At 63.1% G+C, this 25,514-nt stretch carries 23 protein-coding genes; 7 read left to right on the top strand and 16 right to left on the bottom strand.

Translation table 11 applies throughout. The features are described 5' to 3' along the window. Positions 1-453: 453 nt before the first annotated feature. The 8 genes from E3T38_RS04840 to E3T38_RS04875 all read right to left on the bottom strand — a co-directional run bounded on the left by E3T38_RS04840 (position 454) and on the right by E3T38_RS04875 (position 9,205). Positions 454-1,857: a recombinase family protein gene (locus tag E3T38_RS04840; protein ID WP_134546699.1), complete on the bottom strand. Its 1,404-nt coding sequence runs from the start codon at positions 1,855-1,857 to the stop codon at positions 454-456. A 302-nt stretch (positions 1,858-2,159) separates the two neighbouring features. Continuing rightward, the gene (locus E3T38_RS04845; RefSeq protein WP_104198177.1) at positions 2,160-2,705 is read right to left on the bottom strand and encodes an HAD domain-containing protein; all 546 of its coding nucleotides are present in this window, start codon (positions 2,703-2,705) and stop codon (positions 2,160-2,162) included. 246 nt (positions 2,706-2,951) lie between these two features. Continuing rightward, on the bottom strand, positions 2,952-4,166 hold the full coding sequence (locus E3T38_RS04850; protein WP_134546701.1) for a M20 family metallopeptidase: 1,215 nt from the start codon (positions 4,164-4,166) through the stop codon (positions 2,952-2,954). 61 nt (positions 4,167-4,227) lie between these two features. After that, entirely contained in the window at positions 4,228-4,998 is a 771-nt protein-coding gene (locus tag E3T38_RS04855; RefSeq protein ID WP_304562591.1) for an amino acid ABC transporter ATP-binding protein, read from the bottom strand. Further along, positions 4,995-5,957, bottom strand: coding sequence for an amino acid ABC transporter permease (locus E3T38_RS04860; RefSeq protein WP_134546703.1), 963 nt, complete (start codon positions 5,955-5,957; stop codon positions 4,995-4,997). The genes E3T38_RS04855 and E3T38_RS04860 overlap by 4 nt, the downstream gene beginning before the upstream one ends. A gap of 2 nt (positions 5,958-5,959) precedes the next feature. Then, the gene (locus E3T38_RS04865; RefSeq protein ID WP_134546705.1) at positions 5,960-6,901 is read right to left on the bottom strand and encodes a transporter substrate-binding domain-containing protein; all 942 of its coding nucleotides are present in this window, start codon (positions 6,899-6,901) and stop codon (positions 5,960-5,962) included. A gap of 115 nt (positions 6,902-7,016) precedes the next feature. After that, entirely contained in the window at positions 7,017-7,931 is a 915-nt protein-coding gene (locus E3T38_RS04870) for an IclR family transcriptional regulator (RefSeq protein WP_134546707.1), read from the bottom strand. Beyond that, the gene (locus tag E3T38_RS04875; protein ID WP_166805423.1) at positions 7,928-9,205 is read right to left on the bottom strand and encodes an amidohydrolase family protein; all 1,278 of its coding nucleotides are present in this window, start codon (positions 9,203-9,205) and stop codon (positions 7,928-7,930) included. Before E3T38_RS04875 ends, E3T38_RS04870 begins: the two co-directional genes overlap by 4 nt. Before the next feature lie 353 nt (positions 9,206-9,558). Between E3T38_RS04875 and E3T38_RS04880 the strand changes: the two genes are divergently transcribed. The 3 genes from E3T38_RS04880 (at position 9,559) to E3T38_RS04890 (ending at position 17,526) form a co-directional block, all read left to right on the top strand. Continuing rightward, entirely contained in the window at positions 9,559-10,917 is a 1,359-nt protein-coding gene (locus E3T38_RS04880) for a M20/M25/M40 family metallo-hydrolase (RefSeq protein WP_134546711.1), read from the top strand. Between the two features lie 515 nt (positions 10,918-11,432). Next, positions 11,433-12,323: a phospholipase gene (locus E3T38_RS16620; protein WP_166805424.1), complete on the top strand. Its 891-nt coding sequence runs from the start codon at positions 11,433-11,435 to the stop codon at positions 12,321-12,323. A 352-nt stretch (positions 12,324-12,675) separates the two neighbouring features. After that, positions 12,676-17,526, top strand: a complete 4,851-nt coding sequence (locus tag E3T38_RS04890; RefSeq protein WP_134546713.1) for an NAD-glutamate dehydrogenase — start codon at positions 12,676-12,678, stop codon at positions 17,524-17,526. 141 nt (positions 17,527-17,667) lie between these two features. Here E3T38_RS04890 and E3T38_RS16625 read toward each other — a convergent pair whose 3' ends face one another. From E3T38_RS16625 to E3T38_RS04905, 4 genes are all read right to left on the bottom strand, one after another. Next, complete coding sequence (locus E3T38_RS16625) at positions 17,668-17,823, bottom strand: hypothetical protein (protein WP_166805425.1); 156 nt, start codon at positions 17,821-17,823, stop codon at positions 17,668-17,670. Positions 17,824-18,065: 242 nt separating this feature from the next. Next, positions 18,066-18,389 carry a hypothetical protein gene (locus E3T38_RS04895; protein ID WP_134546715.1) on the bottom strand — a complete coding sequence of 108 codons (324 nt, stop codon included), beginning with the start codon at positions 18,387-18,389 and terminating at the stop codon, positions 18,066-18,068. Between the two features lie 57 nt (positions 18,390-18,446). Then, positions 18,447-18,719, bottom strand: coding sequence for a glutaredoxin domain-containing protein (locus tag E3T38_RS04900; RefSeq protein WP_134546717.1), 273 nt, complete (start codon positions 18,717-18,719; stop codon positions 18,447-18,449). Positions 18,720-18,769: 50 nt separating this feature from the next. Then, positions 18,770-19,066: a hypothetical protein gene (locus E3T38_RS04905; protein ID WP_104198168.1), complete on the bottom strand. Its 297-nt coding sequence runs from the start codon at positions 19,064-19,066 to the stop codon at positions 18,770-18,772. Positions 19,067-19,128: 62 nt separating this feature from the next. On the opposite strand from E3T38_RS04905, the gene E3T38_RS04910 reads away from it, so the two are divergent. Then, entirely contained in the window at positions 19,129-19,419 is a 291-nt protein-coding gene (locus E3T38_RS04910) for a hypothetical protein (protein WP_134546719.1), read from the top strand. A gap of 77 nt (positions 19,420-19,496) precedes the next feature. Here the strand turns inward: E3T38_RS04910 and E3T38_RS04915 are convergent, their stop codons facing one another. After that, positions 19,497-20,273: an ice-binding family protein gene (locus tag E3T38_RS04915; protein ID WP_134546721.1), complete on the bottom strand. Its 777-nt coding sequence runs from the start codon at positions 20,271-20,273 to the stop codon at positions 19,497-19,499. Positions 20,274-20,538: 265 nt separating this feature from the next. Continuing rightward, positions 20,539-21,138: a histidine phosphatase family protein gene (locus E3T38_RS04920; protein WP_134546723.1), complete on the bottom strand. Its 600-nt coding sequence runs from the start codon at positions 21,136-21,138 to the stop codon at positions 20,539-20,541. 221 nt (positions 21,139-21,359) lie between these two features. Here E3T38_RS04920 and E3T38_RS04925 point away from each other — a divergent pair, with 221 nt between their 5' ends. Then, entirely contained in the window at positions 21,360-22,121 is a 762-nt protein-coding gene (locus E3T38_RS04925) for an endonuclease/exonuclease/phosphatase family protein (protein ID WP_134546725.1), read from the top strand. A gap of 25 nt (positions 22,122-22,146) precedes the next feature. Here the strand turns inward: E3T38_RS04925 and E3T38_RS04930 are convergent, their stop codons facing one another. Continuing rightward, entirely contained in the window at positions 22,147-22,890 is a 744-nt protein-coding gene (locus E3T38_RS04930) for a sulfite exporter TauE/SafE family protein (protein ID WP_134546727.1), read from the bottom strand. Between the two features lie 129 nt (positions 22,891-23,019). Here E3T38_RS04930 and E3T38_RS04935 point away from each other — a divergent pair, with 129 nt between their 5' ends. Then, positions 23,020-23,700 (top strand): HAD-IA family hydrolase, encoded by a 681-nt coding sequence (locus tag E3T38_RS04935; protein WP_134546728.1) that lies wholly within the window; start codon positions 23,020-23,022, stop codon positions 23,698-23,700. 188 nt (positions 23,701-23,888) lie between these two features. Beyond that, a complete protein-coding gene (locus tag E3T38_RS04940; protein WP_134546730.1) occupies positions 23,889-24,788 on the top strand; it encodes a DarT ssDNA thymidine ADP-ribosyltransferase family protein in 900 nt (299 codons plus the stop codon). A 64-nt stretch (positions 24,789-24,852) separates the two neighbouring features. On the opposite strand, the gene E3T38_RS04945 is transcribed toward E3T38_RS04940, so the two are convergent. Continuing rightward, complete coding sequence (locus E3T38_RS04945; protein WP_134546732.1) at positions 24,853-25,410, bottom strand: MOSC domain-containing protein; 558 nt, start codon at positions 25,408-25,410, stop codon at positions 24,853-24,855. Positions 25,411-25,514 lie beyond the last annotated feature (104 nt).

Here is a 25,514-nt window from a genome sequence, read left to right on the forward strand (position 1 = left end):
AGCCACCAGCCCGCCGCTGATACGGCATAGTAGAAAACACAGATAGTGGTCCTGTTTTCAAACGGCACTATTGGCCCCGTTTTGGCCCAGCGTTAACAGTTGCACCGGTACGACGTGGCCCAGAATTTTCGGCCGCGCCCGGTGGCGCTGTCGGGCCTATCGTCCGAGGACGTGCTCAGCCAGGCATCGATGCTTTTGGAATCTCAGCCGTCGGTCGATTGGTCATCATCCTCGGTTGAGGATTGGCCGGGACCGCCGTGCATCTGGGCTCAGTGGGGCCGGTGAGTCGTGATCGATAGAGCGGCATTGCGCGCGTGGTTGGAGGCCACCTGCGCTGTGCAAGGGGTTCCGGTTGCGGTGACTGATGCCGGGGTTGTTTCTCGGGTTGGCGTGCTGTTGAGAGGGCGGGATGTTGCGGGGCAGCCGCGGAGCGGCGACCGTAACGCCCGCCTCTCACAGCTGCCAGCTGGGAATGATCCGGTTGTAGTCCACGCTCCGGGCACCTAGAACGCCCGGGAGAATCGTTGCCATGTCCAGCACCGCCCGCACGATGGCAACCTGCCGGTCCAGGTTGAGCGTGTCCCAACTGGCGGTCAGGTGTTCTCCTTGGCCCACGAGAGCGTCGAGGGAGTTCGTACCGGCGATCTGGTCCAACTGCTTCTGCACGTTATCGACCCGGGCTTCCAAGGGCGTTCTGGCGTCCTTCCACTCCGACCGCGAAATCTCATCCGCCGCCCACATCTCAGCAAGCTCCGTCATCTTCGACTGCGCAGCCTGCAATTCCGTCAGCAAGGCGGCCTGCCGGTCGTTGGCGTCGGCGCGTCCGGCGAGGGTGTCGTCCATGGCGGGCGTGTCCAGGCGCATGAGAACGGCCGCCGCGATCCACTCTTCCACCGGCTGAGCGACAATTGTCAGCCGACCGCAGCCGCGATGATCCGGCCCGGACACGCACACGTAGCGACGTCGATCACGCCGAATCGAACTGTAGAGCCGATTTCCGCAGTTGCCACAGCGCAGCATTCCCGACAGCAGATAGCTGCGCGGCGCTCGACGTCCCGACACCTTCTTCGTCTGGAAGAGCGCATGAATCTGGTGGTGCTGGGCCACGCTAATAATCGCCGGCCATGCCGCCGGCCCCACTGCTTCGCCGTGATGATCCCGCAGGCCCGCGATACGCCCGGACAGAAGAATCTGCCGCAGCGTCGGCGTGCGCCACCCCTCCGCGGCCGCAGTCGTCGGGACGTCCTCCGCGGTCATCCACGACACCAGAGAACGCACCGACTCGCCTGCCAGAAAACGCTGCACAAGCATTCGGATAATCTCGGCCTCCGACTCGCGCACCGTGAGCCGGTCGATCTCATAGCCGAAGGGACGCTGTGCTCCACCGTTGGGTTTTCCCTGCTCGACGTTCTGTTGAATCTTGCGCTTGATGCGCTCGGACTTCCGCGCCGACTCGTTCGCGGCGACAGCTGCCGTGATCCGGGCGACGAGCATCCCGTTATCGTTGCCGAAGTCAATGTCCGACGTGACCGTCGCCAGATTTTGCACGCCCGCCTGGTCGCACAGTTCCACGAACTGCTCCCACTCCATCGGGCGGCGGGTCAACCGGTCCTGATGGTAGGCGACGATCGCGTCCCGCCTGCCCGCGCGAATGTCCTCGAGCATGCGTTCGTAGGAAGGCCGCGCCTTACCCCGGAACGCTGAGATATCGTTGTCGATGTATTCCTCAGCAACGGTCCAGCCCCGCTCGGCAGCGAGCTTCCGGCAGTCCTCCAACTGGCGCTGCACTCCCAACCCCAGCCCGGTCTGGTCCGAGGAAATCCGTGCATAAATCGCTGCCGTGCGGATGATCTTCATAGGGGTCACATTAGCGTTGTGTGGGCAACGGCGTCCTCCTCTGCTGGTTCCACCACCACACCATCAACACCAACGGATGGACAATCCGCATGATCAACGGCAAACCCCAAATACGCGGCCCACTCCTCTGGGACCCCACCCAAACCTGGCGCCCCGCCCACAGCCACCGNGCCACCGCGCCAACACCCCCAGCCCCGAACCACCCTGGCGCAACTAGCCGAACCTGGCCGCAGCTGCTAGCCGAACCTGGCCGCAGTGGGTCCAGTCGTGGCGCGCGGGGCAAGACGAGTGCTCAGACTGAACTAGGGCAGCTGCTCGAGCCAGACGCGCATCAGGGCGATGTCGTCGACGGTGATGCCTACCTCGGAGCGCGGCGGAATTAGCAGCGACGGTGTCTCCAGCGTGGCGTTGCGTACCGTCTCCCCGTGCAGTTGCACGTCGGCATCGTCGATCCAGATGAACGGTGCCGGCATGTTCTGGTCTTCTTCGATGCGCTCGGACTTCCAGAGTCCCGTCTCGCCATCGGTGCGGCCGGGGCGTTTCGGCGGAGTCGTCACGTCGAGCATGCGCCCGCCGGCCAGGCCGTGCAGCTCGGGCACGAGCAGCTGCCGGGTGGCATCGAACTCGTTCCAAGAGGTGAGCCAGACCAGCTCGACTCCGTACTGCATCAGCAGGGAGTCGAGCGCCGTGATCAGGCGGGGAGCCCAGTGCACGTCGCGGGTTGCAGCGTGACCGTCACCGTACTCGATGTTGATCGATGCCTGGGCTACATCTCCCCAGGCCGGGTCTGGCTCGGAACGGGGGCACAGGCATCCGTTGACAGAGAGGTAAAGTCGTGGAACGCTCACCTTGCCTGCCCATCGTGACCGGTGGCGTGGCTGGCATCAACGATGCGTGCCGTATCGGCCGTATCGGCCGTGGTGGTATCGCTGTTCAGCGTGAAATTGTGAATTGTCGAACTCCCAAGAATATGCATCTGTATATAGCTAAGCACGCACGAGCGACGTACGCCTCCCCGCGAACTGGGTGAACTTTAGGGCCGTCTCTGTGGTGGCGTTTGTGCATGACGAGCCCGCGCCGAAGATGGCCCGGGCTTAGCCCGCCAGTTCGGCCATACGCGACAGTGCCAACTGCGTGTACAGGGCCGTTCCGTCGGCCAGGACATCGTCGTCAAAGGTTGCCGCGGGGGAGTGATTGAAGGCGGCGGTGGAGGCATCCGCTTGTCGCGACACGGCCGAGAGAAAGACAAAGGTTCCCGGTACCTGTTGCAACACTCGCGAGAAGTCCTCGGAGCCGCTCAGGGGGTTGACCATGCGGGTGAACCGCTTTTCACCGAAGAGTTCACCGACGACGCGCTCGGCCCGGCTGGTTTCGCCCTCGTCTGTGACGGTCGATGGATATTCGGTGGCGTAATCCACCGCTACTTCAACGCCGTGCGCTGCCGCGATTCCCTCGAGCAGCCGGGGGACCACGCGCGCCAGCTTGGCCCGCGACTCGGGTGTGTATGACCGAACGGTCGCCTCCAGTCGCGCGGAGTCGGGGATGATATTGCGCTTGGTGCCGGCCTGCAGTACCCCGACCGAGAGCACCACCGGGTCGAACATGTCGAATTGGCGGGTGACCATCACCTGCAGGGCGGTGACCATTTCGGTAATCACCGTCACCGGATCCTGCGCTTGGTGCGGGGCCGAACCGTGCCCGCCGGCCCCGTGCACCGTCACAGTGAGGCTATCGCTGGCCGACATCAAGGTTCCGGCGCGACTGGCGAATTGCCCGTTGGGTGCGCCGGCCGACACGACGTGCAGGCCGTAGGCGGCGTTCGCCCGGCGGCCGGCGGCGTCGAGTACGCCCTCGCGAATCATCACTCCCGCCCCGTCGTACCCTTCCTCACCCGGCTGGAACATGAGCACGACGTCTCCGGCGAGCTGGTCACGGTGGTGGGCGAGCAGTGTCGCCGCGCCCACGAGCATAGACGTGTGCAGGTCGTGACCGCAGGCGTGCATGGCGCCGTCAATGCGCGAGCTGAACTCCCATCCGGTACGTTCCTGTACTGGAAGCGCGTCCATGTCGCCGCGCAGCAACACCACGGGCCGTGAAGCGGATGCCCCGGCGCCGGTTCCGCGCAACACCGCCGTCACCGAGGTGGTGTCGCTCCCCAGACTGATCTCGTACGGAAGGCCCTGGAGGGCCTTGAGCACCTTCTCCTGCGTGCGTGGCAGCTGTAGCCCGATTTCGGGTTCCTGGTGCAGTCGGTGGCGCAGGTCAGTGATGTCTCCGGCGAGTTCACGGGCATCTGCGAGTACGGTCATGGTTTCTCCTTTGAAGGCCACTGGTGGATCCAGTGTGAGCCGCAGCGGGAGAGTTGTCGAGTCACACCAGCGTCTTGCGCAGGAACTCCCGGGTGCGTGGTTGCTGTGAGTGGTCGAACACCTCGGCCGGCGAACCCTGCTCGAGAATGACGCCGCCGTCCAGGAAAACGACCCGATCGGCCGCTGCCCGAGCGAAGCCCAGCTCGTGGGTGACCACGAGCATGGTGGCGCCGCCGGCGGCCAGTGCGGCCATGACATCGGTGACTTCGCTGACGTTTTCCGGATCGAGGGCCGACGTCGGTTCGTCAAACAGAAGCAGGGCGGGTTCAAGGGCCAGTGCCCGGGCGATGGCGACGCGTTGCTGCTGCCCGCCGGAGAGCTGGCGAGGGTAAGCGTTGGCACGATCAGCCACTCCCACCCGGGTCAGCAGCGTCATGCTGCGTTCGATTGCGTCGGCCTTGCTCAGTTTGAGAATGGAGCGCGGTCCGTCGGCAATGTTCTGCAGCACGGTCCAGTGTGGAAACAGGTTGAAGTTCTGAAAAACCATTCCCACTTGGCGACGCTGCACGGCGATCTGGCTTTCCGTGAGCCGGCGCAGGGTCCCTTTAGACTCTTGCCGATAGCCCATGACCTCGTCGCCTACCCAGATCGACCCGCCGCTGGCAACCTCGAGGCAGTTCACGCAGCGCAGCAGGGTGGATTTTCCCGACCCTGACGAACCGAGGAGCGCGACGGTTTCGCCCACGTGCACCTCGAGGTCTATGCCCTTGAGTACCTCGACCCCAGAGAAATGTTTGCGCAATCCGCTAATGCGCAGAATGGGCAGAGTCACGATTGCAGACCGCGATTCCGGTAGCGTTTGGCGGCTCGTCGATCGAAAAACCTGGCAACAATAACCGAGCTGCCATTGCGGCTGGACCCCCGGCCGTAGTGACGCTCAATGAAGAACTGCACGCCGTTGAGCACGGTCGTGATGAAGAGGTACCAAATACTCGCGACGATCAGCAGCGGCACGGTTTGATAGGTCTGGCTGTAGATCTGCTTGACCGAGAACAACAACTCGGTTCCGCCGATCACGCTCACCAGCGAAGTCCCCTTCACCAGCGCGATGATGGAGTTGAAAGTGGGCGGAACGATGAAGCGCATGGCCTGGGGTAGCTGGATTCGAAAGAAGACGCGAACCGGCTTCATGCCCAGGGCTTGTGCCGCCTCAAGCTGCCCCTCGTCAACCGAGATCAGCCCGGCGCGATAGATCTCGGCCTGATAGGCGGCATCGTGCAGTCCAAGACCGATGATGGCCGCCAACAGTGGCGTCACCAGGGTGTTGGACTCGATGGAGGCAAATGTCGGACCAAATGGAATCCCGATGCTCAAAACCGGCACGAGCAGGCCGATGTTGAACCAGAAGATCAGTTGCACGAGCTGTGGTGTACCTCGGAACAACCAGATGTACGACGAGGCGAGCGCGCTCAGCAGGGCGTTATCTGACAGCTTGCACACTGCCAGAACGCCGCCGAGAACCAGACCGATCGTCAGCGCCGTCACCGTGAGAAAGAGAGTCATGACAACGCCCTGGAGCACGGTTTCGCTATTGAGGTATTGCCCGACGACGTTCCATTCAAAGTTGGGGTTCGTCAGCACCAGGTTCACTATTTGAGCGGCGACGACCACGGTAATGATGGAGAGCACCCAGGTAGCGGGCCGCCGGGGAGGCAGCGCCCGCGCTACGTCCACAGGGTGTTGCGGGTGAGGCAATGCGATGTCGGTCTGGTTGCTCGGCAGGTTTGCCATGACTATTGCGGATTTGCGACGAGCCAGTCGGCGTACAGGTTGATGCCGGGCTGTTCGATAATCTCTCGATCGAGACCGTACTTGGTCATGATTTTCTCGTAGTCACCATTGTCAAAGAGCACTTGAAAGCTCGCGAGCAGCGGGTCGGAGAGCTCGGAATCTTTCGGGAGCAGAGCCCCCATGAACTGACCGGCGAACCCGTTGGCGAACTCGTCACCGACGACTTCCAACTCGCCGTTGGATTCTTTGGCTGCGTAGAACAGCGAGGCTCCGCCGGTGAAGAATGCATCCGTTCGCCCTGATCGCAAAGCCAGTACGCCGTCGGGAACGCTCGCGACGCTTAGCACGGTGAGGTCCTTACCCTGCTCCCGGCACTTCACTGCCTGAGCCTCGGCGACTTTGTAAGTGGCGGCGTTGGCGAGTGCTGCCACGGTGACATCACACAATTCGTCCATGTTGGTGACGTTTTTGGGGTTGCCCTTCTCGACGAGAAAAGGCACGACCTCCTGTAGAACGTCAACGAATTCGGCGCCGGGCCGCTCCCTCGGTCCGCCGACCGAGTCGGCGTAGGGAAAGAAACCGAAGGCGTAACGTTCGGCGCTGATCGCGGCGAACGCGCCGGAAATGTCCGGCACGGTGGCGACCGTGACATCGACGCCCATGACCTCGGCGATGGCCTCCATGAGCTCGGCGCCGGCGCCGGTGTACTCGCCGGTTTTTCCGGGCGTCGTGACCCACCATGGCGGGTTTGCACCGCTCGTGACGACAGTGAGCTCGCCAGCGTCCTGAATGTTTTGGGGTAGGGCGTCGTGGATGGCTCGGTCCATGAGAGAGGATGCTGTGGGTTCCGCCGGTTCCGCCGGTTCGACCGCTGCGCTGCACCCGGCTAAGAGCGAGATCGAGAGGGCTATGCAGAGGGTTTTTGCGACCTTGATACGGTTCATTGACAGTGTTCCATTGCTGTAGTTGATGAGGTGAACTCAACACGCCTGCGTACAGGCCTGCGCCGATCTAGTGAAAAAGACGACGGAGCGCTGGAATTGCGCGGTAGAAGCGCCGCTATTTTCGGGGAAAGCCGAGCGTGGCAGAGATTCGGTGGGCGGCGTTGACGACCGAATCTCTCCACGCACCCTCGACATTGCCCGACACCCGCGACATGGCACCCCCAATTACCAGGGCCGCGATCATGTCTCCAGAGTAGTCGTAGACCGGCGCGGCGACTGCCCCTGCCCCGGCATCGACCTCGCCGAGACTGAGGCTGTAACCGCGTTGGCGAATCTCCTCCAATTGTCGGCGCAATTCGGCCTCGTCGGTGATGGTGTGTTCGGTGAACGCTGGCCCGCGATGCTTGAGTACCTGGATCAGGCGTTGCTCGTCCTGGCCCGAGAGCAGCATCTTCTGCCCAGCCCCCGCATGAAGTGGCCGTTTTTTGCCGACATCAACGGAGATACGCAGGGAATGGGTGCTCTCGATGCGGGAGATGCAGATCGCTTCCATGCCCGACGGCGCCACTAGATAGACCGTTTCATTGGTCTGCGCCTGCAACGCCTCCAGCTCGGGCTGCGCGGCGGCCCGCAGTGCCTCGATCGGTTGGATCGCCACTGCGCTGAGGGTGAGTAATCGACTGCCCACCCGATAGTGGTCGCCGATACGCTGCAGAAAACCGCGCGATTCGAGGGTTTTGATCAGGCGGAACGCCTTGTTTCGAGTCACTCCAATGCGCCGGGCGATGTCGGCGACGCGCAGTTCCCTCTGCCCGTTCTCGAACTCGAGCAGAATGTCGAGGGCCGCGGCGACCGGCCCGATCGTATAGTCGGTGGCCGGGCCCGTTGCGACGGTCGGCTCCGTCGGCTCCGTCGGCTCCGTCGAAGCCTCAGAAGCCGCAGAAGCCTTAGAGGTGCCAGGCGTGTCAGAGGTGTCAGGCGTGTCCGAGGTGTCAGGCGTGTCCGAGGTGTCAGCGGTGTCGGTTGTCACGCGGTCACCGCGGTCGTTCGGCGACTGGGCGCATCCGCTATCGAGAGGAGGGAACCGCTCATGAACTGGCCGCCTTTCAGCACGGCGGTGCGACGGCTCGCATCCTGCAACAAGTGGATGTCCCGATGCGGGTCGCCGTCCACGATGAGCAGGTCGGCGAACTTGCCCGCCGCGACGGTACCGACATCGGCTGACATGCCCAGGCACTGGCTGGAGTGGTCGGTGGCGACCGTGATTGCTTCGGCTTCGGTCAGGCCGGCCTCGACCAGCAGTTCCAATTCCATTCCGGTGCGCCCGAATCCGTGGAACGGGTTGGTGTCTGTGCCCGCAGCGATGCGCACACCGAGTCGCACGGCCCGAGCAATGCTCTCTCGATGGCGAGCAGGCATGTCGGCGGTGTGGTCGCGCACGCTGGCCTGGGACAGGGTGCTGTGCCAGTTGGAGATGCACATTGTTGGAACATACCATGTGCCGCGATCAGCCATTTCGCGCGCGCACTCTTCGGTGAGGTAGGTTCCGTGCTCAATGGTATCGACCCCGGCCCGTACGGCTAGGATCGCGCCGGGGTCGCCGTGGGCGTGTGCGCACACCGGGATCCCCTCGAGGTGCGCCTCGTCCACGATGGCGGCGAGTTCCTCCTCGGTGAACAACGGGCGGTGCGGCCGTCGTGCGGCGAACGTCATGCTCCCCGTCATCGCAATCTTGATGACATCAGCGCCCATGCGAATAACCTCTCGAACCTTGGCGCGAGCAGCCACCGGGCCGTCGCACCAGGGTTCGGGCAGACCGGGCCAGATCTCGTAGCGGCCGCGGGAGTTGATCGCGCCGCCCGACACCGGATGGTGATCCATCAGCGAGTTGGTCGGCGACACAATGATCAGCGAGGTCTGCAAACGCGGACCGGGAATGACTCCGCGGTCAACGGCGTCGACGAAGCCGCGTTCCAGACCCCCGAGGTCGCGCGCCGTGGTGATTCCAGCCTCCACCGTCACCTTCAGGGCCGCCACGGTCTGGGACACCAGCAGTCCGAGTGGTTCCGGGTGCGTGACCAGGCTCTGCGCCCATGCTGCATGGTGCGTGTGGCAGTCGATCAGGCCGGGCATCAGGGTTGCGCCGCCCAGATCGACGACCTCGACGCTGACGGGAAGGGGTCGATCGTCGGTCACCTCGACGATACGTTCGCCGCCGATGATCACGGTCGACCGCTCGCGGGCCGGGCCGCCGGTGCCATCGATGAGACGAGCGTTGACGAGGGCACGCAGCTGGGTGGTCATGAAATGGGCTCGTTTCGGGAGGTGGAAAGAAGAGTGGATGCGCGGGCGTGGTTTCGCGCACTCACCAGCACCGACCGCCGCATCTTGCCTGGTTCGGATGGCGGAGTTTCGTAGGACAAAGGGATTACCCAAATTGTATCGCTGCATAGACAGTAGATATATATGATGAACAAGAGTGACCATTGATGCTCGCCGTGAAGGGTTGCGCAAATGTTGATGACAGGACTTGCTCGGGAGATTTTCATCTCGGGAGTGGCCGAAGCGCCATTAGGGGAGATGCGGAACATGAAGACAACAACTCCCCAATTTGAGCAGCCACACGGTCTGCCAGCTCTGATCGGCCCCGTGACATCATGACCATCGAGGATGTCTACGCCCATATTGATGAGGGATTTGCCGCAGCGATCGACGAACTCGCTGGTCTTGTCCGCATCGCCGGCGTGAGTACTCAGCCCACGGATGACCTTGTCGTGTGCGCTCAGATCGTGATGAACAGCGTCTGCGCGAGTGGTCTGCGCGCGCACCTGATCGAGGGCTATGGACCGCCGGCGGTGTACGGCGAACGCATCGTCGACCCCGCTTTGCCGACCGTGCTCATTTACGGGCACTACGACGTGCAACCGGCGGATTTTGACGCGCACTGGCAAAATGATCCGTTCGAGTCCACCATTCGAGACGGCCGCATGTACGGGCGTGGTGCCAGCGACAACAAGGGCCAGCACCTCGCACAGCTGTGCGCGCTGCGTGCCATACTGGCTGCCCACGGCGAGCTTCCCGTGAATGTGAAGGTGCTCATCGAGGGCGAGAAGGAGATCGGAAGCCCGCATCTGGCCGAACTGGTGCGCGATAACCGGAACTTGTTGGCGGCCAATCTCGTCATCACCTCGGATGGTCCCGTTCATCGCAGTGGTACTCCGCAGATCGTGCTCGGCACTCGCGGGCAGCTCGGTGTTGAGCTGCGCACCCGTGGGGCTAACCGGGAGGCGCACTCTGGCAGCCTGGGCGGGCTGCTGCCCGACGCCGCCCAGCTTCTCGTACAGGCGATGGCAACGCTGTGGCAACCCAGTGGTGAGATCGCCGTTGCGGGCGTCTTCGATGACGCGCTGCCCTCGACGCCAACCGAAAGCGCAAATCTGGCCGGGTTGCCCCTCGACCTGAACGATCACTTGACGGACTTCGGCATTTTCGAGCTTCCCGAACCGGCGGGAATAGGGTATTACGAACGGTTGATGCTGCAGCCGACCATGACTATCACCGGTCTGACCAGCGGCTATACCGGACCGGGGATGAAAGCAGTCATTGCCAACGGCGCCCGAGCGCACCTTGATATGCGGCTGGTACCCGGGCAGAACCCCAATGAAATATTTCGGTTGCTCGAGGCGCATCTGGCAGTGCATGCTCCGGATGTCGAGCTGACCCGGCTCAGCTCGGTTCCACCATCGCGCACGGCGCATGGCAATCGCTACGTCGCGATCGTGGCTGGTGCAATAGAGCATGCAACCGGCGTGGTTCCCTTCATCGTGCCGAGCCTCGGCAGCTCGACGCCGAACTTCGTCTTCACGGATATCCTGGGCATTCCCTCAATTCTCGTGCCCTATGCCAATCCGGACCAGAACAATAACGCCGCGAACGAGAACTTCGAGCTGTCGCGATTCAAAGACGGGATGAGAATTTTTGCCACCATCCTCGACCACGTCGCCCACGCGAACTAATTGCAGCGCGAGGCGCAGAGCATCGTCGATCTGGTCGAGTTCTGTCCGGCTGACGTGGCCCACCACTATGCCGAGGCGCTCGGGCGCGACGGCCGAAGTTAGCTCGAAGAAAAACGTGCGTCTGGAACAGGAACGCACCCAATGAAATCTCGCGCTGGAGCGTTGGAGTGCTTGCTCGCTAAATTTCGTGCAAAATAAGTTTCGGTTTTTTCCAGCCTGAAGATCGCGGTTCACTCGGTCGTTATGTCCGCCGATACGACGATGATCAGGCTAAACGCTCCGTCGTACCTATGAATGAACCCGCCAGCAGTCGCAAATTATGCCATGACAGAACGCGCGTGACCGAAAATCAGGGGTTTCGGAGAATATCGTGAGGTTTTGTTCAAAAAGGGCGGGCATGCTGGCGGCCTTGTCCGCGCCACCCCGAAGTGCACGGACCAAAAACCGAGCGAATGGGCGTACCTAGCGTCCATCATTCGCGCCAGATGAAGGATATGCGCCCAAAAAACACGGAAATGCCTCATGCCCACGTTGCCCTCAAAAATACTCGTACGAGTCGTGAGCGCCGCAAACCACGAACCCGCCGACACGAGATCGTAGCGGCGACCGGTACCGCACTCGTTATTGCCGGTCTGGTCGCCAGCAGCGGATTCGTCGCCCAGTCGGCCGATGCCAGGCAAGACAGCATCGCCGCCACGACCGTACTCACCGAAAGCACGGGCCTGCAGAGCGATCAACTCGACTTCTACGTGCAGCGCGGTGAGACGATCACTCGCGATAACGCATCCGCTGCCCTGAGCGCGGCCCACGTCGTCATCGCTGCCAGCCAAAGCAAAGTGGATGCCACCACTCTCACCTCGGTAGCCAGCTCGCTTGCCAGCTACGCGATCCTGCCGATCGAGCGGGTGGAATCGCTCACGGCCGAGGCGAAGGCGGAGACCGCGTCGGTCGCTGCCGCCACGGCTGAAGTCGACCGCGCCGCCGCCGAGGCCGCTGCGGCTGCGGCTGCCGCAGCCGCTGCTGAAGCAGCAGCGCAAGCAGCAGCGCAAGCCGCGGCCGAAGCTGCTCGCGTACAGTCCCTCGCCGGCGGCAACTCCGTCGACGGTGCGCGCGCGACAGCGCGTTCGATGGCCGCCTCGCAGTACGGCTGGGGTGAGGACCAGTTCAGCTGCCTCGACCGGTTGTGGCAGAAGGAATCGGGCTGGAACTACGCGGCCATGAATTCCAGCAGTGGTGCGACCGGAATTCCTCAGGCACTTCCCGGTAGCAAGATGGCGTCGGCCGGCAACGACTGGGCTACCAACGCCACGACGCAGATCAGCTGGGGTCTCGGCTATATCAAGGCCTCGTCGTACGGAACGCCGTGCGCTGCGTGGTCGCACTCGCAGTCTGTCGGCTGGTACTAAAGCGCTAGTCGTCAACGGTTTACGCCCCGGTCACGACCGAATCGCCGAGGAGCGGGCTCTTCCAAGTGGCTGGCCGCAGGTTCTGCGGCGACCATCCAGGGTGCAGGGCCCGGCGCTACGATGAGTGTATAAGGATCCCATGATTGAGTTCGACGAGGCACACCGACGTGCCCGTCGCAGGAGTCCGCATTCACAGTTCGTCTGTGTACACAGTGCGCTGGTTGTTGTTCGTAGGCTGCCCGGTCATTGCCGTGCCGGATTCCCACCCGGGAAGGTCGGCAGTGGCCGGTAGCTCGTGAGCGAGAACAAGCCGCACCCGCACGGCGATGAATTTGATGGAGGCGTTTTTTCAATGTCGTCTGGTTTCACCCGATCGGGTCCGTCGCCGTCGGATCTATCCCCTTCCGGCCCAACGCTCGAAACGTTCATAGTTGATTACTATGAGCATCTGACAGACGAAGATGCGGCGGCCTACGCCCCTGAGGTTCTGGAAGCTCGGGCGCGTGCCCATTGGCGGGTCGCGCAGCGCCGGGTCCCCAAGACCGCGGCCGTCGAGATCCACAATGAATCCGGTCGGAGTGTCGTTTATATCGTCACCGACGACATGCCTTTCCTCGTTGACTCGGTCACGGCCGAGCTGGTGCGCCAGCACGCCGCTATTCACCTGGTCGTGCACCCCCTGCTCATCGTCGCTCGCAGCAAGTCCACGAACGACCTCGTTGATATCAACCGTATTCCGGCCAGCGTCGGCGTCTCTAGCGCCGGCGTCTCCAGTGGTGATACCTCGGCCATGCCCAATATCGCCCACCTCATCGCGACCGGTGATGATGCCTCACACCTCGAGTCCTGGATCGCCATCGAGATCGACAGCGCGAACGACGATGAGCAGGCCAGCCTCATCGGCGGGCTGGCTGCTGTGCTCAACGACGTGCGGGCAGCGGTCGAAGACTGGCCGCTCATGCGCACCAAGGCCAGGCAGATCGCACAAGCGCTCGACACAATTGTTGGTGGCGAGCACATCACAGACGTACACCAGACCCAGCAGCTTTTGCAGTGGCTCGACGAGGGCAATTTCACTTTTCTCGGTTACCGCGAATACAACCTCGAAACACAGGGCGGTGAGGACGTGCTCACTCTCATCGAGGGCAGCGGCCTCGGCCTGCTGCGTTCCGCCGACGCCCGTCATCAGGTTCAGCACCTGACAGATGCCGGCCGTCACAAGGCGCGCGAGCGCACCGCCCTGGTGATCACCAAGGCCAACTCCCGGTCCACCGTGCACCGTCCCGCCTACTTCGACTACATCGGAATCAAGAGTTTCGATTCCGCCGGCGAGGTCGACGGTGAGCAGCGGTTTATCGGCCTGTTCGCCGCGAGTGCGTACACCAGCTCGGTCACCGCAGTTCCGGTGCTGCGCGAGAAGGTCGAGGCTGTCATGACCGAGGTCGGTTTTCCGCCCGAGTCGCACAGCGGAAAAGACTTGCTCGGCATCATGGAGACGTATCCTCGCGACGAGCTCTTCCAGATCGAGGTGCCCGCCCTCGTCACAGCGTCGCTCGCGATTCAGCGTCTGCAGGAGCGTCGTCGTACCCGTCTGTTTCTGCGACCCGACATTTACGGCCGGTTCATGTCGGCGCTGGTCTACCTTCCGCGTGACCGCTACAACACCGGCGTGCGACTGCGCATCGAGAAAGAACTACAAGAGACGTTCAACTCGGGGTCGCTCGATTTTGAAGCGCGAATGACCGAATCTGCGCTGGCGCGATTGTTCTATCGCATCCGCCTGCCCAAAGATGCCCTGGCGGACTCCGTCGATATCGCGGCGCTGGAACAACGCCTGGCCAGAGCCGTTCGCTCCTGGCCCGAGGGGATCAGCGACGAACTGTGCAAGACACACTCGGTCGAAGATGCGGAGCGGTTGGCCGACGTGTGGGCCGACGCTTTTCCCGCCAGTTACCGGGTCGACTACGAAATTACTGATGCGCTCCAAGATATTGGGCGATTTGAGGCCTGTGCCGCGAAAATCAGCCGCCCCGGACTGTACGTGTACCTGCCCAGAACGGCTGGTGACCCGGGCGAAGACGCCCGTATCAAGCTCTACATGACCGAACCGAAAAGCCTCAGCCAGATTCTGCCCTTTCTGCAGAACCTCGGCATCGAGGTGCTCGATGAGGTGCCGTTTGAAATTCAGACCACCGATGGGCGTCGCTTCTACCTCTACGACCTCGGCCTGCACTACCCGGCCGGAGTCGACCCGGTCGCGACCGGCGCACTGCTGGCAGACTCCTTCGGCGCGGCCATCAGTGGTGCCATCGAATCCGACAGCCTCGACCGCCTGGTCTTACAAGACGGCTTGCCCTGGCACCGCGTGGTTATTCTTCGCAGCTACGCCAAGTACCTGCGCCAGATCGGCAACGCCAACTCCTACGGTTTCGTCGCGAACGCCCTGCTGGCCAACCCGGCCGTCACGCGCGGCCTTGTTGCCCTGTTCGAGGCCCGATTCGATCCAGACCTGGCCGACGGCGAGCGGATGCTTCGCGTCGCCGACGTACGCGAACAGCTGCGGGTCGCAATGGAGCAGGTTGCCACCCTCGACGCCGACCGGGTGCTGCGCACACTCATCACCCTGATCGAAGCGTCGCTGCGCACGAATTTCTTTCAGCACAAGCCCTATCTCAGCATCAAACTCGACCCGTCACAGATCGCTCAGATGCCCTCACCCAGGCCCATGTACGAAATCTGGGTGTACTCACCGCGCGTGGAGGGTGTGCACCTGCGTTTTGGCAAGGTAGCCCGTGGCGGGCTGCGCTGGTCCGACCGCCGTGAAGATTTCCGTACCGAGGTGCTCGGCCTGGTCAAGGCCCAAACGGTCAAGAACGCCGTCATCGTGCCCACCGGCGCCAAGGGCGGATTCTTCGCCAAGAAGCTACCCGACCCCGGTCGTGACCGTGCGGCCTGGATGGCTGAGGGTATCGATAGCTACAAGACCTTCATTCGTGGACTGCTCGACCTGACCGATAACCTGGTGGCCGACGTCGATGGCGAACACGTCGTTGCACCGCACCGGGTGGTGCGGCATGACGACGACGACAGCTATCTTGTCGTCGCCGCTGACAAGGGCACGGCATCCTTCTCCGACATCGCCAATGGGCTGGCCGCCGAGTACGGTTTCTGGCTCGGCGACGCTTTCGCCTCCGGTGGCTCGGTCGGCTACGACCACAAGGAGATGGGCATCACCGCCAAGGGAGCCTGGGAGTCGGTCAAGCGCCACTTCAGCGAACTCGGTGTCGACACTCAAACCGAAGACTTCACCGTCGTCGGTGTCGGGGATATGTCCGGTGACGTGTTCGGTAACGGCATGCTGCTCTCCAAGCACACCAAACTCGTCGCGGCTTTCGATCACCGGCACATTTTTCTCGACCCCAACCCTGATCCGGCGCTCTCTTTCGCGGAACGCACCCGGTTGTTCGAGCTGCCGCGCTCATCCTGGGCTGACTACGGGACCGATCTGATCAGTGCCGGTGGCGGCGTCTTCCCTCGCCAGGCCAAGGTCGTTCCCATCTCGGCCGAGGTGCAGGTCGTGCTCGGGCTGCCAGAAGGGACCGCCCAGCTGAGCCCGCCGGAATTGCTGCGGGCGATTCTGCTGGCGCCGGCTGACCTGCTCTACAACGGCGGCATCGGAACCTACATCAAAGCGAGCAGTGAATCGGCCGCGCAGGTTGGCGATAAAGCCAACGACGGCATTCGGGTCGACGGCAGGGACCTGCGGGTCAAAGTCGTCGGGGAGGGCGGCAACCTCGGGTTCACTCAACTCGGCCGCATCGAAGCCGCGCTTGCCGGAGTCATCCTCAACACCGACGCGATCGACAACTCGGCCGGGGTGGACTGTTCCGACCACGAAGTCAACATCAAGATCTTCGTGGACCGAATGGTCGCAGCCGGCAAACTCGACCCGGCCGAGCGGGCCGGGTTCCTCGCCGAGATGACCGACGAGGTCGGGCGGCTGGTGCTGGTGGACAACGTCGATCAGAATATTCTGCTGCTCAACGACCGCATGCTCGTGAACAACTGGAGCCCGAGCTATGAGCGCCTCATGAACTGGCTTGAAGAATCGGGAGATCTGCAGCGCGAGCTGGAGGCTTTGCCGACGACAGCCACGCTACGGGAGCGTCTGGACCGCGGGCAGGGACTGACCAGCCCCGAGTTGAGCGTGCTCGCCGCCTACGCCAAGATCGAGCTGGCTACCGCCCTGCGGAGCAGCGACCTGGCCGATGACCCGTGGTTCGGTAGTACCCTGCGCGGATACTTCCCGGGGCACCTGTCCGAACGTTTCGATGCCGAGCTGGACACACATCCGCTTCGCCGGGAGATTATCGCGACGGTCGTCGCGAACGACATGATCAACCTCGGCGGCATCACCTTCGCTTTCCGTGCGATGGAGGAGACCTCGGCTAACTCGGCGACGATTGCGCGAGCGTTCGTGGCTCTGCGCGAGGTTTTCGACCTCGACTCGATGGTCGACGCACTCAACGCGCTGCCGTCGTCGTTCCCGACCAAGAAATGGACGTCGATCCACCTGGACATTCGCCGTCTGCTCGACCGTGCCGTGCGTTGGCAGGTCAATCAGGGCACCAGCATGCCTGTCGGCGCGGTCATTGCCGCGTACACGCCGCAGATCGCGCTCGTGCGCGCGCACCTCGGCGACTACCTGCAGGGCGCCGATCGCGGGCGCCTCGAAACGCAGGAGAAGAAGGCCAGGGAGTGGGGTCTGCCCGACGACCTCGGTCGTCGCTGGTCGGAATTGTTCGAAGCGTACGCGCTACTCGACGTAGCCATGATCGCGGCCAGGGCGCACGTGCAGGTCACCCGGGTCGCCGAAATCTACTACACGATCTACAACCGTTTCGGCGTCGACAGTCTGCTCGAGCGCATCACCAAGCTGCCGCGCAAGGACCGCTGGCAGGCCCTCGCCCGCGCAGCTCTCCGCGACGACCTCTACTCGACCGTCGCAGACATGACGCGGTCCGTGCTCGATGAAACACATGCCGGAACTGCCGACGAGCGCCTCCTCGCTTGGGAAGAACTCAACGCCGAACAGCTCGGCCGGGCCCGTAGCGTGTTCGACGAGGTCAATTCGCTCGCGCAAGATGACATGGCGTCTCTCTCGGTCGCCGTGCGCCTGCTGCGTTCCATCGTGCGCCGCTGAGCATCGGGTGACGGGCTGCGAAGCATCCGGTGACGGGCAGCTAAGCATCGGGTGAAGGGCCGCCAAGCATCGGTGACGGGGGTGTGACTCACGCGTGGCCAACGCTGCTGGTTGGCGCCGCGGCGGTCATGACAACGGCGCTCAGGCATCCCAACCGCGCGCCGGGAGATTGTCGAGCCAATCGTCGAGCGGGGTCGACGTAATCGTGCCGCTGCCGAGTGGGGGTCCGTGCGCTGGCGGCACGCGAGACGATGATTGCTGATCGAAATCGACGGCCGGAGTGATGGTGACAGTCATCGGCGGAAGAGCGATTCCAACGGAGGTCCAGGCCTCGCCGGACAACCTGCTTATCGGATGTAGATACGTGTGAAACATCAAAACCCCTGACTCGATGCGGTCAAAACCGCTACCGGGGTCTGGGGTAACACTTCGACGCTACGCGCAAAGATGTCAAAACATCAAGAGTTCTGCATTAACGGTAGGAGAACTCGCCGCCAAAAACGCCAGTGAATTCCTGCCCGAGAGCGCGCCCGGTACTGCTAGGGCAGGGAGGCGATCACAATGGCGGCGGCCATCCAAAGGGGCATCGCTAAGACCATCAGTGCGAGGCCGACCCATTGCAGCCGCGCATACGGCTGATTGATGCCGCCACGATTACGGGTGCGCACAATGTCGACTACCGAGATGACCATGCCGACGAACATGAGTGGAGAAACCGAAAGCAGCACGAGAACGTTGAGCGGGTCATCGCGCACAGACGAGCACACTGCGACGCCGGGCACGCAGTAGATGACGAACAGTGCCGCGCTGATCCAGAGCGAAATGGGAATGTGCCGCGTCGACGTCGTGATAGTTGCGTTCATGATGCGACCCCCGTTAGTGCCTGCGATTTCTGACAGTAGCACGGGGGTGAGGCTGGGTCAGCCGATGTAGCCGAGTTGGGTGAGCCTGGTGCGTACCTCGGCGTCGCTTGGCTCGACCAGGTGCGTGTCGTCGGGAAACACGATGACGGGAATGTTGGTGCGCCCGCTTATGGCGCGGGCACGATCGGCGCCATCCTCGACGAGGAGCAAATCGACGTAGTCGTAGTCCACCTCGAGGCGGTCGAGCAGCGACTTGGAACGACGGCAATCGCTGCACCACTGTGCTCCATACATCGTGATGCGCGAAGCGGTGGCAGTCGATTCAGTCATACCTACGAGCGTAAGCGGCGCACCTGAGTGTCACGGATGGGGCATCCGCTTTAGTCGTGCAGGTGGTCGACCTGCCAGCCGGTGGATTGCTCGAGCAGATCCAGAATGTTTTGAGCGGATGCCCGCGCTTCGGCCTGGCCGCGCACGTTCACCACGTCGATGGTCAGGGGCAGGCTTTCGCCGAACTTGGGAATCTCCACGTCAATCCGGCCGCCGTCGGGCAGCGCGATGAAAGCGTTCGCTCCAGCCGGGTTCTCTACGTTCGTACCGAGGGCGGTGGCGATGGCCGCGAGGGCATCGGGCTTGGTGCGCTGAACCTGGGCGATGATCGTGGCGGTGAACGTCATGGGGCTCCGAACGTGAGGGGTTGAGGACTCGTACAGTAAAGCAGTACCCGTACCCTGAATCTATGCCTTCTTATCGCGTCACCATGAGTATCGAATCCCTGCACGCAGGAACCGTGCCTGCCTCGGTCGTGCCCCGGGCGGCTGCGGCGGCCGCCGAATTCACCACGGTGGAAGCCTCCGATCTGACGATCGTCGCCGGTGCACCGCGGGTCATCGTGCGTTTCACGGCGGATGACTCGGCGTCGGCCCTGCAGATCGGCGCGCACGTCGTGGCAGATCTGCGGGTCGTCGCCGAGTTGCGGGCGTCGCTGATCACCGAGCGAGTCAAGGGAACCTGGGTGCCGGTGCACTGACCTCGACGTTCACGCGGTAACGCACACGGGCGTGGGCGACACGACGTCAGCCGCGCCCGTGTGCATATTTTGCGAAGCTACTCGACGGGCGCGGTGACCGTGTTGCTCTGCAGTGTGACGGCCGTCTGGGCCAGGAGGTGTCCGTTGATGGTCGCTCCGGTCTTCATGGCGATCATCGTCTGGCTGAGGATGGTGCCTTCGAAGTGCGCGGTCGTGCCGATGGCGACGGATCCGGCAACCTGCCAGAACACGTTCTTGGCCTGCACGCCGCCGGCGAGAATCACGTTCTGAGCCGAAGCCTGTTCCAGGTCCTTGGAGATCTGAAAGATGAAGACGTCATCCGCGGTGCCGGTGAGGGTGACGTCGGTGGAGATGTTCACGTCGGTGCCCCACTTGTAGAGTCCCTGGGTGAGGGTCAGGCCACCGATTTCGCCGGCGCCCAGGTTGATGAAGTCCGGAGTGGTGCGCCCGGCGGCATCGGTGTAAGCGATCTCGAGGTCGCTGACGGCTTCGGTGAGGTACGTGGCATCGGTCACGATGCAGGAGGGACCCTCGGCGTCGACGCTGTAAATCGTGCCATTGGTCACCTCCGGGCAGGTGACGTGAATAGCAGCTCCCGTGATGGGGCTCGCTCCGACGTTTCCGCTGATCGCTGATGTGTAGACGTCCGTGATGCCGGACTTCGAGAGGATAGCAAAGGTGCCGGCCTCTCCAAGGTCGACCACGGCGCGCGGTGCGGGCTCGGATGCGACGGCTCCGCCGATTCCGATGCTGCCCACTCCGATGATGCCGACGACCAGGAGGGCGCCGAGAAGTCGCTTGCGCGACGATGAAAGCTGTGTAAACGAACTCATGTTTTTTTCCCTCTCCAAAGACCCGCACGATGCGGGTCAGGGCAGGGCCACGTGCTGATATGGCCGCCGGTGCTGCACACCGGGCTTCTCCCGTTGACCGGGCTCGCGAGTAGGTGACGCCCCCAAGCCCCAACTGTCGTGCCCTCCGGGCGCAATACGCACATACGTTCGTGCGCCCCCACGACAATGATTCCAACGAATAGAATCTGTCTAACCCCAGACTAGGGGTAGTACGGCCGTTTGCCGTGCTTCGTTCGCCGTACGACTAAACGATCGGGTCCATCGAGCTCAGGTGGGAGGAGTCGTTCCACATCTGCAACACGCGGTTCTCGCGCTCCCAACCGAGCGTTGACACGGTTGCGGTGCCGAGGCTCAGGCTCTTGCCAGCGACGGCGGGCAAATCCATCCAGCGCGCGGTCAGGATGCGCAGAAAGTGTCCGTGGGCGAAAATGGCCACTCGGCCCTCGGCTGCGAGGCAGGCGTCGATGGCGAGATCAGCCCGTGCGCCCACTTCCTCCACGGATTCACCATCCGTAATAGGGTCGCTCCACACGGTCCAGCCGGGAATTTCCGAGCAGATGTCCGCGGTTCGGCGTCCCTCGTACACCCCGTAATCCCATTCCAGTACGTCGTCGGTGGCCACGCCCTGCGCGCCGTAACCGGCCCGTTCCATGGTTTCCCAGGCACGCACCAGCGGGCTCGAGTAGACCCGATCGAAGTGTCGACCGTCCAGCATCTCGCCGAGAGCATCCGCTTGACGGCGCCCGAAGTCGGTCAGTGGAATGTCGGTGCGCCCGGTGTGTTGACCGGAGATGCTCCACTCGGTCTGCCCGTGGCGAATAAGAACGATGTCGTTCTGGGTCATGCGGCTCCCTCGCGTGTGCCGCAGGAACGCGGCCGATCAAGTCTACGTTTCGTGCGCCGGGCAGCCCCGACCGGGGACGCCTCGGCGTCGACCCTTGGGTTCGAAAAAGTTGGCAGGCTGGATGCCACCTGCGCATGTGTCAACTGACCCCGGATGTTCAATTTCGACCCCGGCGAGAGTCGTAGGCTAAAGGCCTAGCCATCGAGTCTGAGACGGGTGCCATGAGGGTCATTAGTTACAACCTCCGCAAGAACCGTGCCAGCGGCGAACTCGTCGCCCTGGCCGAACGGTACAGTCCCAACATTCTCTGCCTGCAGGAATGCAACACCATCGATCTGCCGGCCGAGGTCGGAAACCTGCACCTGGCCGATTCGACTCATCGCAATCGCCTCGGCCTGGCCATCTACTATCGCAGGGACCGCTTCACAGCGATCAGGACGCAGACCTTCGCGCTCAAGAAGTCGCTGCACGACCGTGTCGCCGCGCCCGCACACGAACGCCTGATCGCCACCCGCCTGGTTGATAATGTCGCGCAGCGGGAGTTCGTCGTGGCATCGTTTCACGCAGCGCCGCTGACCGCGCTCAATTCTCTGCGCCGCAACCAGATTCGCAGCGCCCACGAAGAGTTGAGCGTTCTGGGCCCCGGCCTGCCGACCCTCATGGTCGGCGACTATAACTATCCAATCTTCCAGGGCAAGCTCGGTAATAAAGTGAACCAGTCCGGCTACGATCTCACGCTCAGCGATACGCGCACGTATACCCGTTATAAGTTCTTTCGCGGACACTTCGACTTGGCAACCTCGATGGGCTTGATAATTTCCAATGTCGAGACCCTCCCGCAGGGCACCTCAGATCACATGCCCATTCTGGTAACGGCTACCTATTCCGACGAGCCTAGGATGCAGACGGATGCCGCGCATCACCATGCCAACCCGGCCGCCTCCGAGTCGGTATCCATCGAGGGCGCCGACTTCACCATCTGAGGTAGTGACCAAACCGCCGCCCGCCTTAGACGAGCAGCTCGATTATTCCGCGCACGATGGTCGCGAACGACCCGAGATAGGCAACGATTACGAGCAGGCGGCGGGCCACGTGCGGCTCGACCACAGAGGCCAGCCGGTCACCGATGATGAGCCCCACGATGCAGGCGCATCCGATGAGCACCCAGACCAGCACGGGCAACTGGGGCAGGTCGGCCGATCCTAGGGCGAATTTTGAGGCCAGGGACGCCAGCCCGATCGTGAGAAAGTACGGCTGCATGGTCGCGGCAAAGGACCGCTGCGGCCATCCCGTGGCAATCGCGTAAATACTCACCGCCGGACCGCCGACACCGGCCGTCGTGTTCATGAACCCGCTGGTCATGCCGGCCATCACGCGAAAACCGAGTCGGTCGCGCACAACGACCCGGCCGAGATTCACCGATATGGTCAGACCGGCTGCCACGAGTACGCCGATGGAAATTTCGAGCCAGGCCACCGAAACGAACTGCAAAATGTAGGAGCCGGGCACGATACCGACAACGGCGCAGAGTGCCAGAACTATGTAGCGCCGCCAGTCCACCTGCCGAAATACTCGCGTCAGGATGATGCTCGCCGTGAGGACCCCGCACACGTTGACCACGATGACGCCGTCAACCGGCCCGAGCAATAAAACCAGAAAAGGCGCCGCTACCAGGGCGAAGCCCATGCCCGTGATGCGCTGCATGCTCGACCCGACCAGCACGGCCGCAATCACCAGAACGGTCGTCCACACGTCAAGGTCTCCCAGCTCGGTTGTTGCTGTCCACGATACCGGCCCGGGCCGCACCGAATGGCGTGGGCAATGCTGGGTGGCCTACCGTTGACACATCGGCAGGTAGCCGGCGCGACGAAAGGACAACGGATGCCCGACCTCAGTTTTGCCACCGAAAACGTTTTGCAGGGGCGCACCTTCGACGCCGTATTGTTCGACATGGACGGTACCCTCATCGATTCCACGCCGGCGGTCGACCGCTCGTGGGCCGTTTGGGGAAGGGAATGGGGCGTGGCCAAGGACGAAACCGCCCACGGTCGCCCGGCGCGCGACATCATCGCAGAACTCGTGCCAGCCGCCCGCGTCGACGAGGCGATCGACCGCATTCTCGCCCTCGAAATCGCTGACACCCAGGACATCACCGTGTTGCCCGGCGCCGCAGCGCTCCTGGACAGCCTGCCGGAGAGTCGACGGGCGATCGTCACGTCCTGCGCGCGGCCATTGGCGGTCGCACGGCTGGCGGCATCCGCTTTGGTGGCACCGAGCGTGATCGTGACCATCGATGACACCCCGCGCGGCAAACCGTTCCCTGAACCGTTTCTGGAGGGAGCCGCCCGGCTCGGCGTCGACCCGCGTCGGTGTCTGGTAATCGAGGATGCGCCCGCCGGGTTGCAGGCCGGCCGCGCCGCTGGCTGCACCACGATCGGAGTCGCCGGAACCTATCCGGCGGCCGAACTCGAGGCCGACCTCGTCGTGCCCGGGCTCGATCATCTGCGCATTGAATGCACTGACGACGGTCTCATTGTTCGGTTCAAGTTGCCGAAAAACTAAAGAACGGTCAGCGCAGCCATCCAAATGAACGTAACGTTAATAGGCGGTATGTGCGTTCGGCTTTTCCGAGTGGTGCGAGCCGCGTAACGAAAGGTTTTTCCCTCTTGGACGACGAATGCATCCACGGACTCGAGGGCCAATTGTGCGCTCTGTGTTTTCCCAAAGTTGTTACTGAGCCCCTCACCCCGGTGAAAAAAACCCGCGCACCGAAGCTGTCCTCGCTGCGCGACCCGCTGCCGACGGCGGCTATGCCCGCCGCACGCACGGCCCGCCCGGTTCGCGTGGCCGGCGCGCCTCGCCCGGTGCGAGCTGAGAAGGTCTCGACCGACAACGTCGACGAGCAGCGCGTGTACCACCTCACGCACATCAGCAACCTCGGTGCGATCCTGCAGGACGGACGCCTGCTTGCCAACGACGCCCTCACCGCGCGGCCGACCGTCGACATCTCCGCACCGGGCACTCGCGACCTGCGCCGGGCTGCCCGCGTCTCCGGCGATGGTCGCAGTGTTGCTGAGTACGTGCCCTTCTTTCTGTCGCCGAATGCGACCGTCTGGGAGAGCGTTCGCGCTGAAGCCGCTGACCCGCGCCTGGCGCGCGATGCCCACGGCTCCGAGGCCTTCGACTTCGTCATGCTCGTGAGCACGGTCAAGAAGATCAATGATGGGATGGCGGCGCGTGCCGCAGCTGAAATTGTCTCGGCCAATGCCCCGGTAGACGAGGCCCAGCTAGACCCCGCCCAGGATCTGACCGCGCCAGATGCTGACGCCGCCGAGGAGGCGGTTCCGTTCGTTGCGAGCGTGATCGCCGTCACCAACGGTGATGCCGCCGGCGCGCTGACCCGGTTCGGCGCCACGCCGGCCACCGCCGAACGCATGCTGCAGACCCTTCGCGCCGAAGCAGACGGTGCGATGCTTCTCGAAGCCGAGCTACTCGTTCCCGACGCCGTGCCGATGGACCTGATCACGCTCATCGGCGTCTGCAACGACAATGTGCGCGAAACTGTGCGCGGCATCCTGAAGGCCAGCTCGTATAAGCCCAAGGTTGCGGTCTACCCGCCGTGGTTCCACACCTCCGCTGATCCCCAGTAGGGCTTGGTTGTCGGCCCGGACCCGGAGAGTAAGCCCATGATCTGGCCTGATCGTGAATCCAGATCTAGACGACCCCGAGCGGGAGATGCTCACCGATGGGCAGCTCCACCCGGATCCGGTCGCCCGGTTGCACGATGCCGCCGGTCACCACGACGCCCATGATTCCGCCGCGGCGATGAACCGCGCCGGCAGCATCCGTTTTGATGAGCTGCTTCATCAGGCCTTTCTGGTAGCCGTTGATGAGCGAGCAGGGGCTGCGCATGCCGGTGATCGAGACCACGGCCTCGCTGCCGAAGTGCAGTCGGGTTCCAAGCGGCAGGGTCATCAGATCGATTCCAATGGTCGTCACGTTTTCGCCCAGCTCGCCCGGTGCGACCGTATACCCGGTGGGTACGAGGTCGTCGAACAACTCTGCGGCCATGAAGTGCACCTGGCAGAGGTTGGGCGCCGTGGGATCACGTTTTTTGGCATAGCGGTGCTGCACCGTGGCGCCCGCGTGAGAATCGCCCTCGACACCGATTCCAGCCAGCAAACGGATGCTTGCGAACACCGGCTTACTGAAGCGGTGCGCGTCATCGCGGCTGACAGAAACGACCGCGCCGGGACGTCCCTCGAGTGCCATGTCCTTGATTCTGCCATAGCGCACGCACGTTCGAGGGAACGCATACAACACCGACTGCGCAGACGTCAAAATGTCTGCGTCAAGTGGTTGACGCACCAGCACGC

The organism is Cryobacterium sp. Hb1, from assembly GCF_004403585.1.
Taxonomy (GTDB): Bacteria; Actinomycetota; Actinomycetes; order Actinomycetales; family Microbacteriaceae; genus Cryobacterium; species Cryobacterium lyxosi.

What these genes read in the sequence shown, in the direction of transcription:
- E3T38_RS04915 (WP_134546721.1), bottom strand. Translation starts at nt 20,273, where the DNA reads ATGAGTTCGTTTACACAGCTTTCATCGTCGCGCAAGCGACTTCTCGGC.
- E3T38_RS04945 (WP_134546732.1), bottom strand. Translation starts at nt 25,410, where the DNA reads ATGGCACTCGAGGGACGTCCCGGCGCGGTCGTTTCTGTCAGCCGCGAT.
- E3T38_RS04865 (WP_134546705.1), bottom strand. Translation starts at nt 6,901, where the DNA reads ATGAACCGTATCAAGGTCGCAAAAACCCTCTGCATAGCCCTCTCGATC.
- E3T38_RS04875 (WP_166805423.1), bottom strand. Translation starts at nt 9,205, where the DNA reads ATGACCACCCAGCTGCGTGCCCTCGTCAACGCTCGTCTCATCGATGGC.
- E3T38_RS04935 (WP_134546728.1), top strand. Translation starts at nt 23,020, where the DNA reads ATGCCCGACCTCAGTTTTGCCACCGAAAACGTTTTGCAGGGGCGCACC.
- E3T38_RS04840 (WP_134546699.1), bottom strand. Translation starts at nt 1,857, where the DNA reads ATGAAGATCATCCGCACGGCAGCGATTTATGCACGGATTTCCTCGGAC.
- E3T38_RS16625 (WP_166805425.1), bottom strand. Translation starts at nt 17,823, where the DNA reads ATGACTGTCACCATCACTCCGGCCGTCGATTTCGATCAGCAATCATCG.
- E3T38_RS04860 (WP_134546703.1), bottom strand. Translation starts at nt 5,957, where the DNA reads ATGGCAAACCTGCCGAGCAACCAGACCGACATCGCATTGCCTCACCCG.
- E3T38_RS04895 (WP_134546715.1), bottom strand. Translation starts at nt 18,389, where the DNA reads ATGAACGCAACTATCACGACGTCGACGCGGCACATTCCCATTTCGCTC.
- E3T38_RS04920 (WP_134546723.1), bottom strand. Translation starts at nt 21,138, where the DNA reads ATGACCCAGAACGACATCGTTCTTATTCGCCACGGGCAGACCGAGTGG.
- E3T38_RS04900 (WP_134546717.1), bottom strand. Translation starts at nt 18,719, where the DNA reads ATGACTGAATCGACTGCCACCGCTTCGCGCATCACGATGTATGGAGCA.
- E3T38_RS04905 (WP_104198168.1), bottom strand. Translation starts at nt 19,066, where the DNA reads ATGACGTTCACCGCCACGATCATCGCCCAGGTTCAGCGCACCAAGCCC.
- E3T38_RS04850 (WP_134546701.1), bottom strand. Translation starts at nt 4,166, where the DNA reads ATGACCGTACTCGCAGATGCCCGTGAACTCGCCGGAGACATCACTGAC.
- E3T38_RS04890 (WP_134546713.1), top strand. Translation starts at nt 12,676, where the DNA reads ATGTCGTCTGGTTTCACCCGATCGGGTCCGTCGCCGTCGGATCTATCC.
- E3T38_RS04910 (WP_134546719.1), top strand. Translation starts at nt 19,129, where the DNA reads ATGCCTTCTTATCGCGTCACCATGAGTATCGAATCCCTGCACGCAGGA.
- E3T38_RS16620 (WP_166805424.1), top strand. Translation starts at nt 11,433, where the DNA reads ATGCCTCATGCCCACGTTGCCCTCAAAAATACTCGTACGAGTCGTGAG.
- E3T38_RS04880 (WP_134546711.1), top strand. Translation starts at nt 9,559, where the DNA reads ATGACCATCGAGGATGTCTACGCCCATATTGATGAGGGATTTGCCGCA.
- E3T38_RS04925 (WP_134546725.1), top strand. Translation starts at nt 21,360, where the DNA reads ATGAGGGTCATTAGTTACAACCTCCGCAAGAACCGTGCCAGCGGCGAA.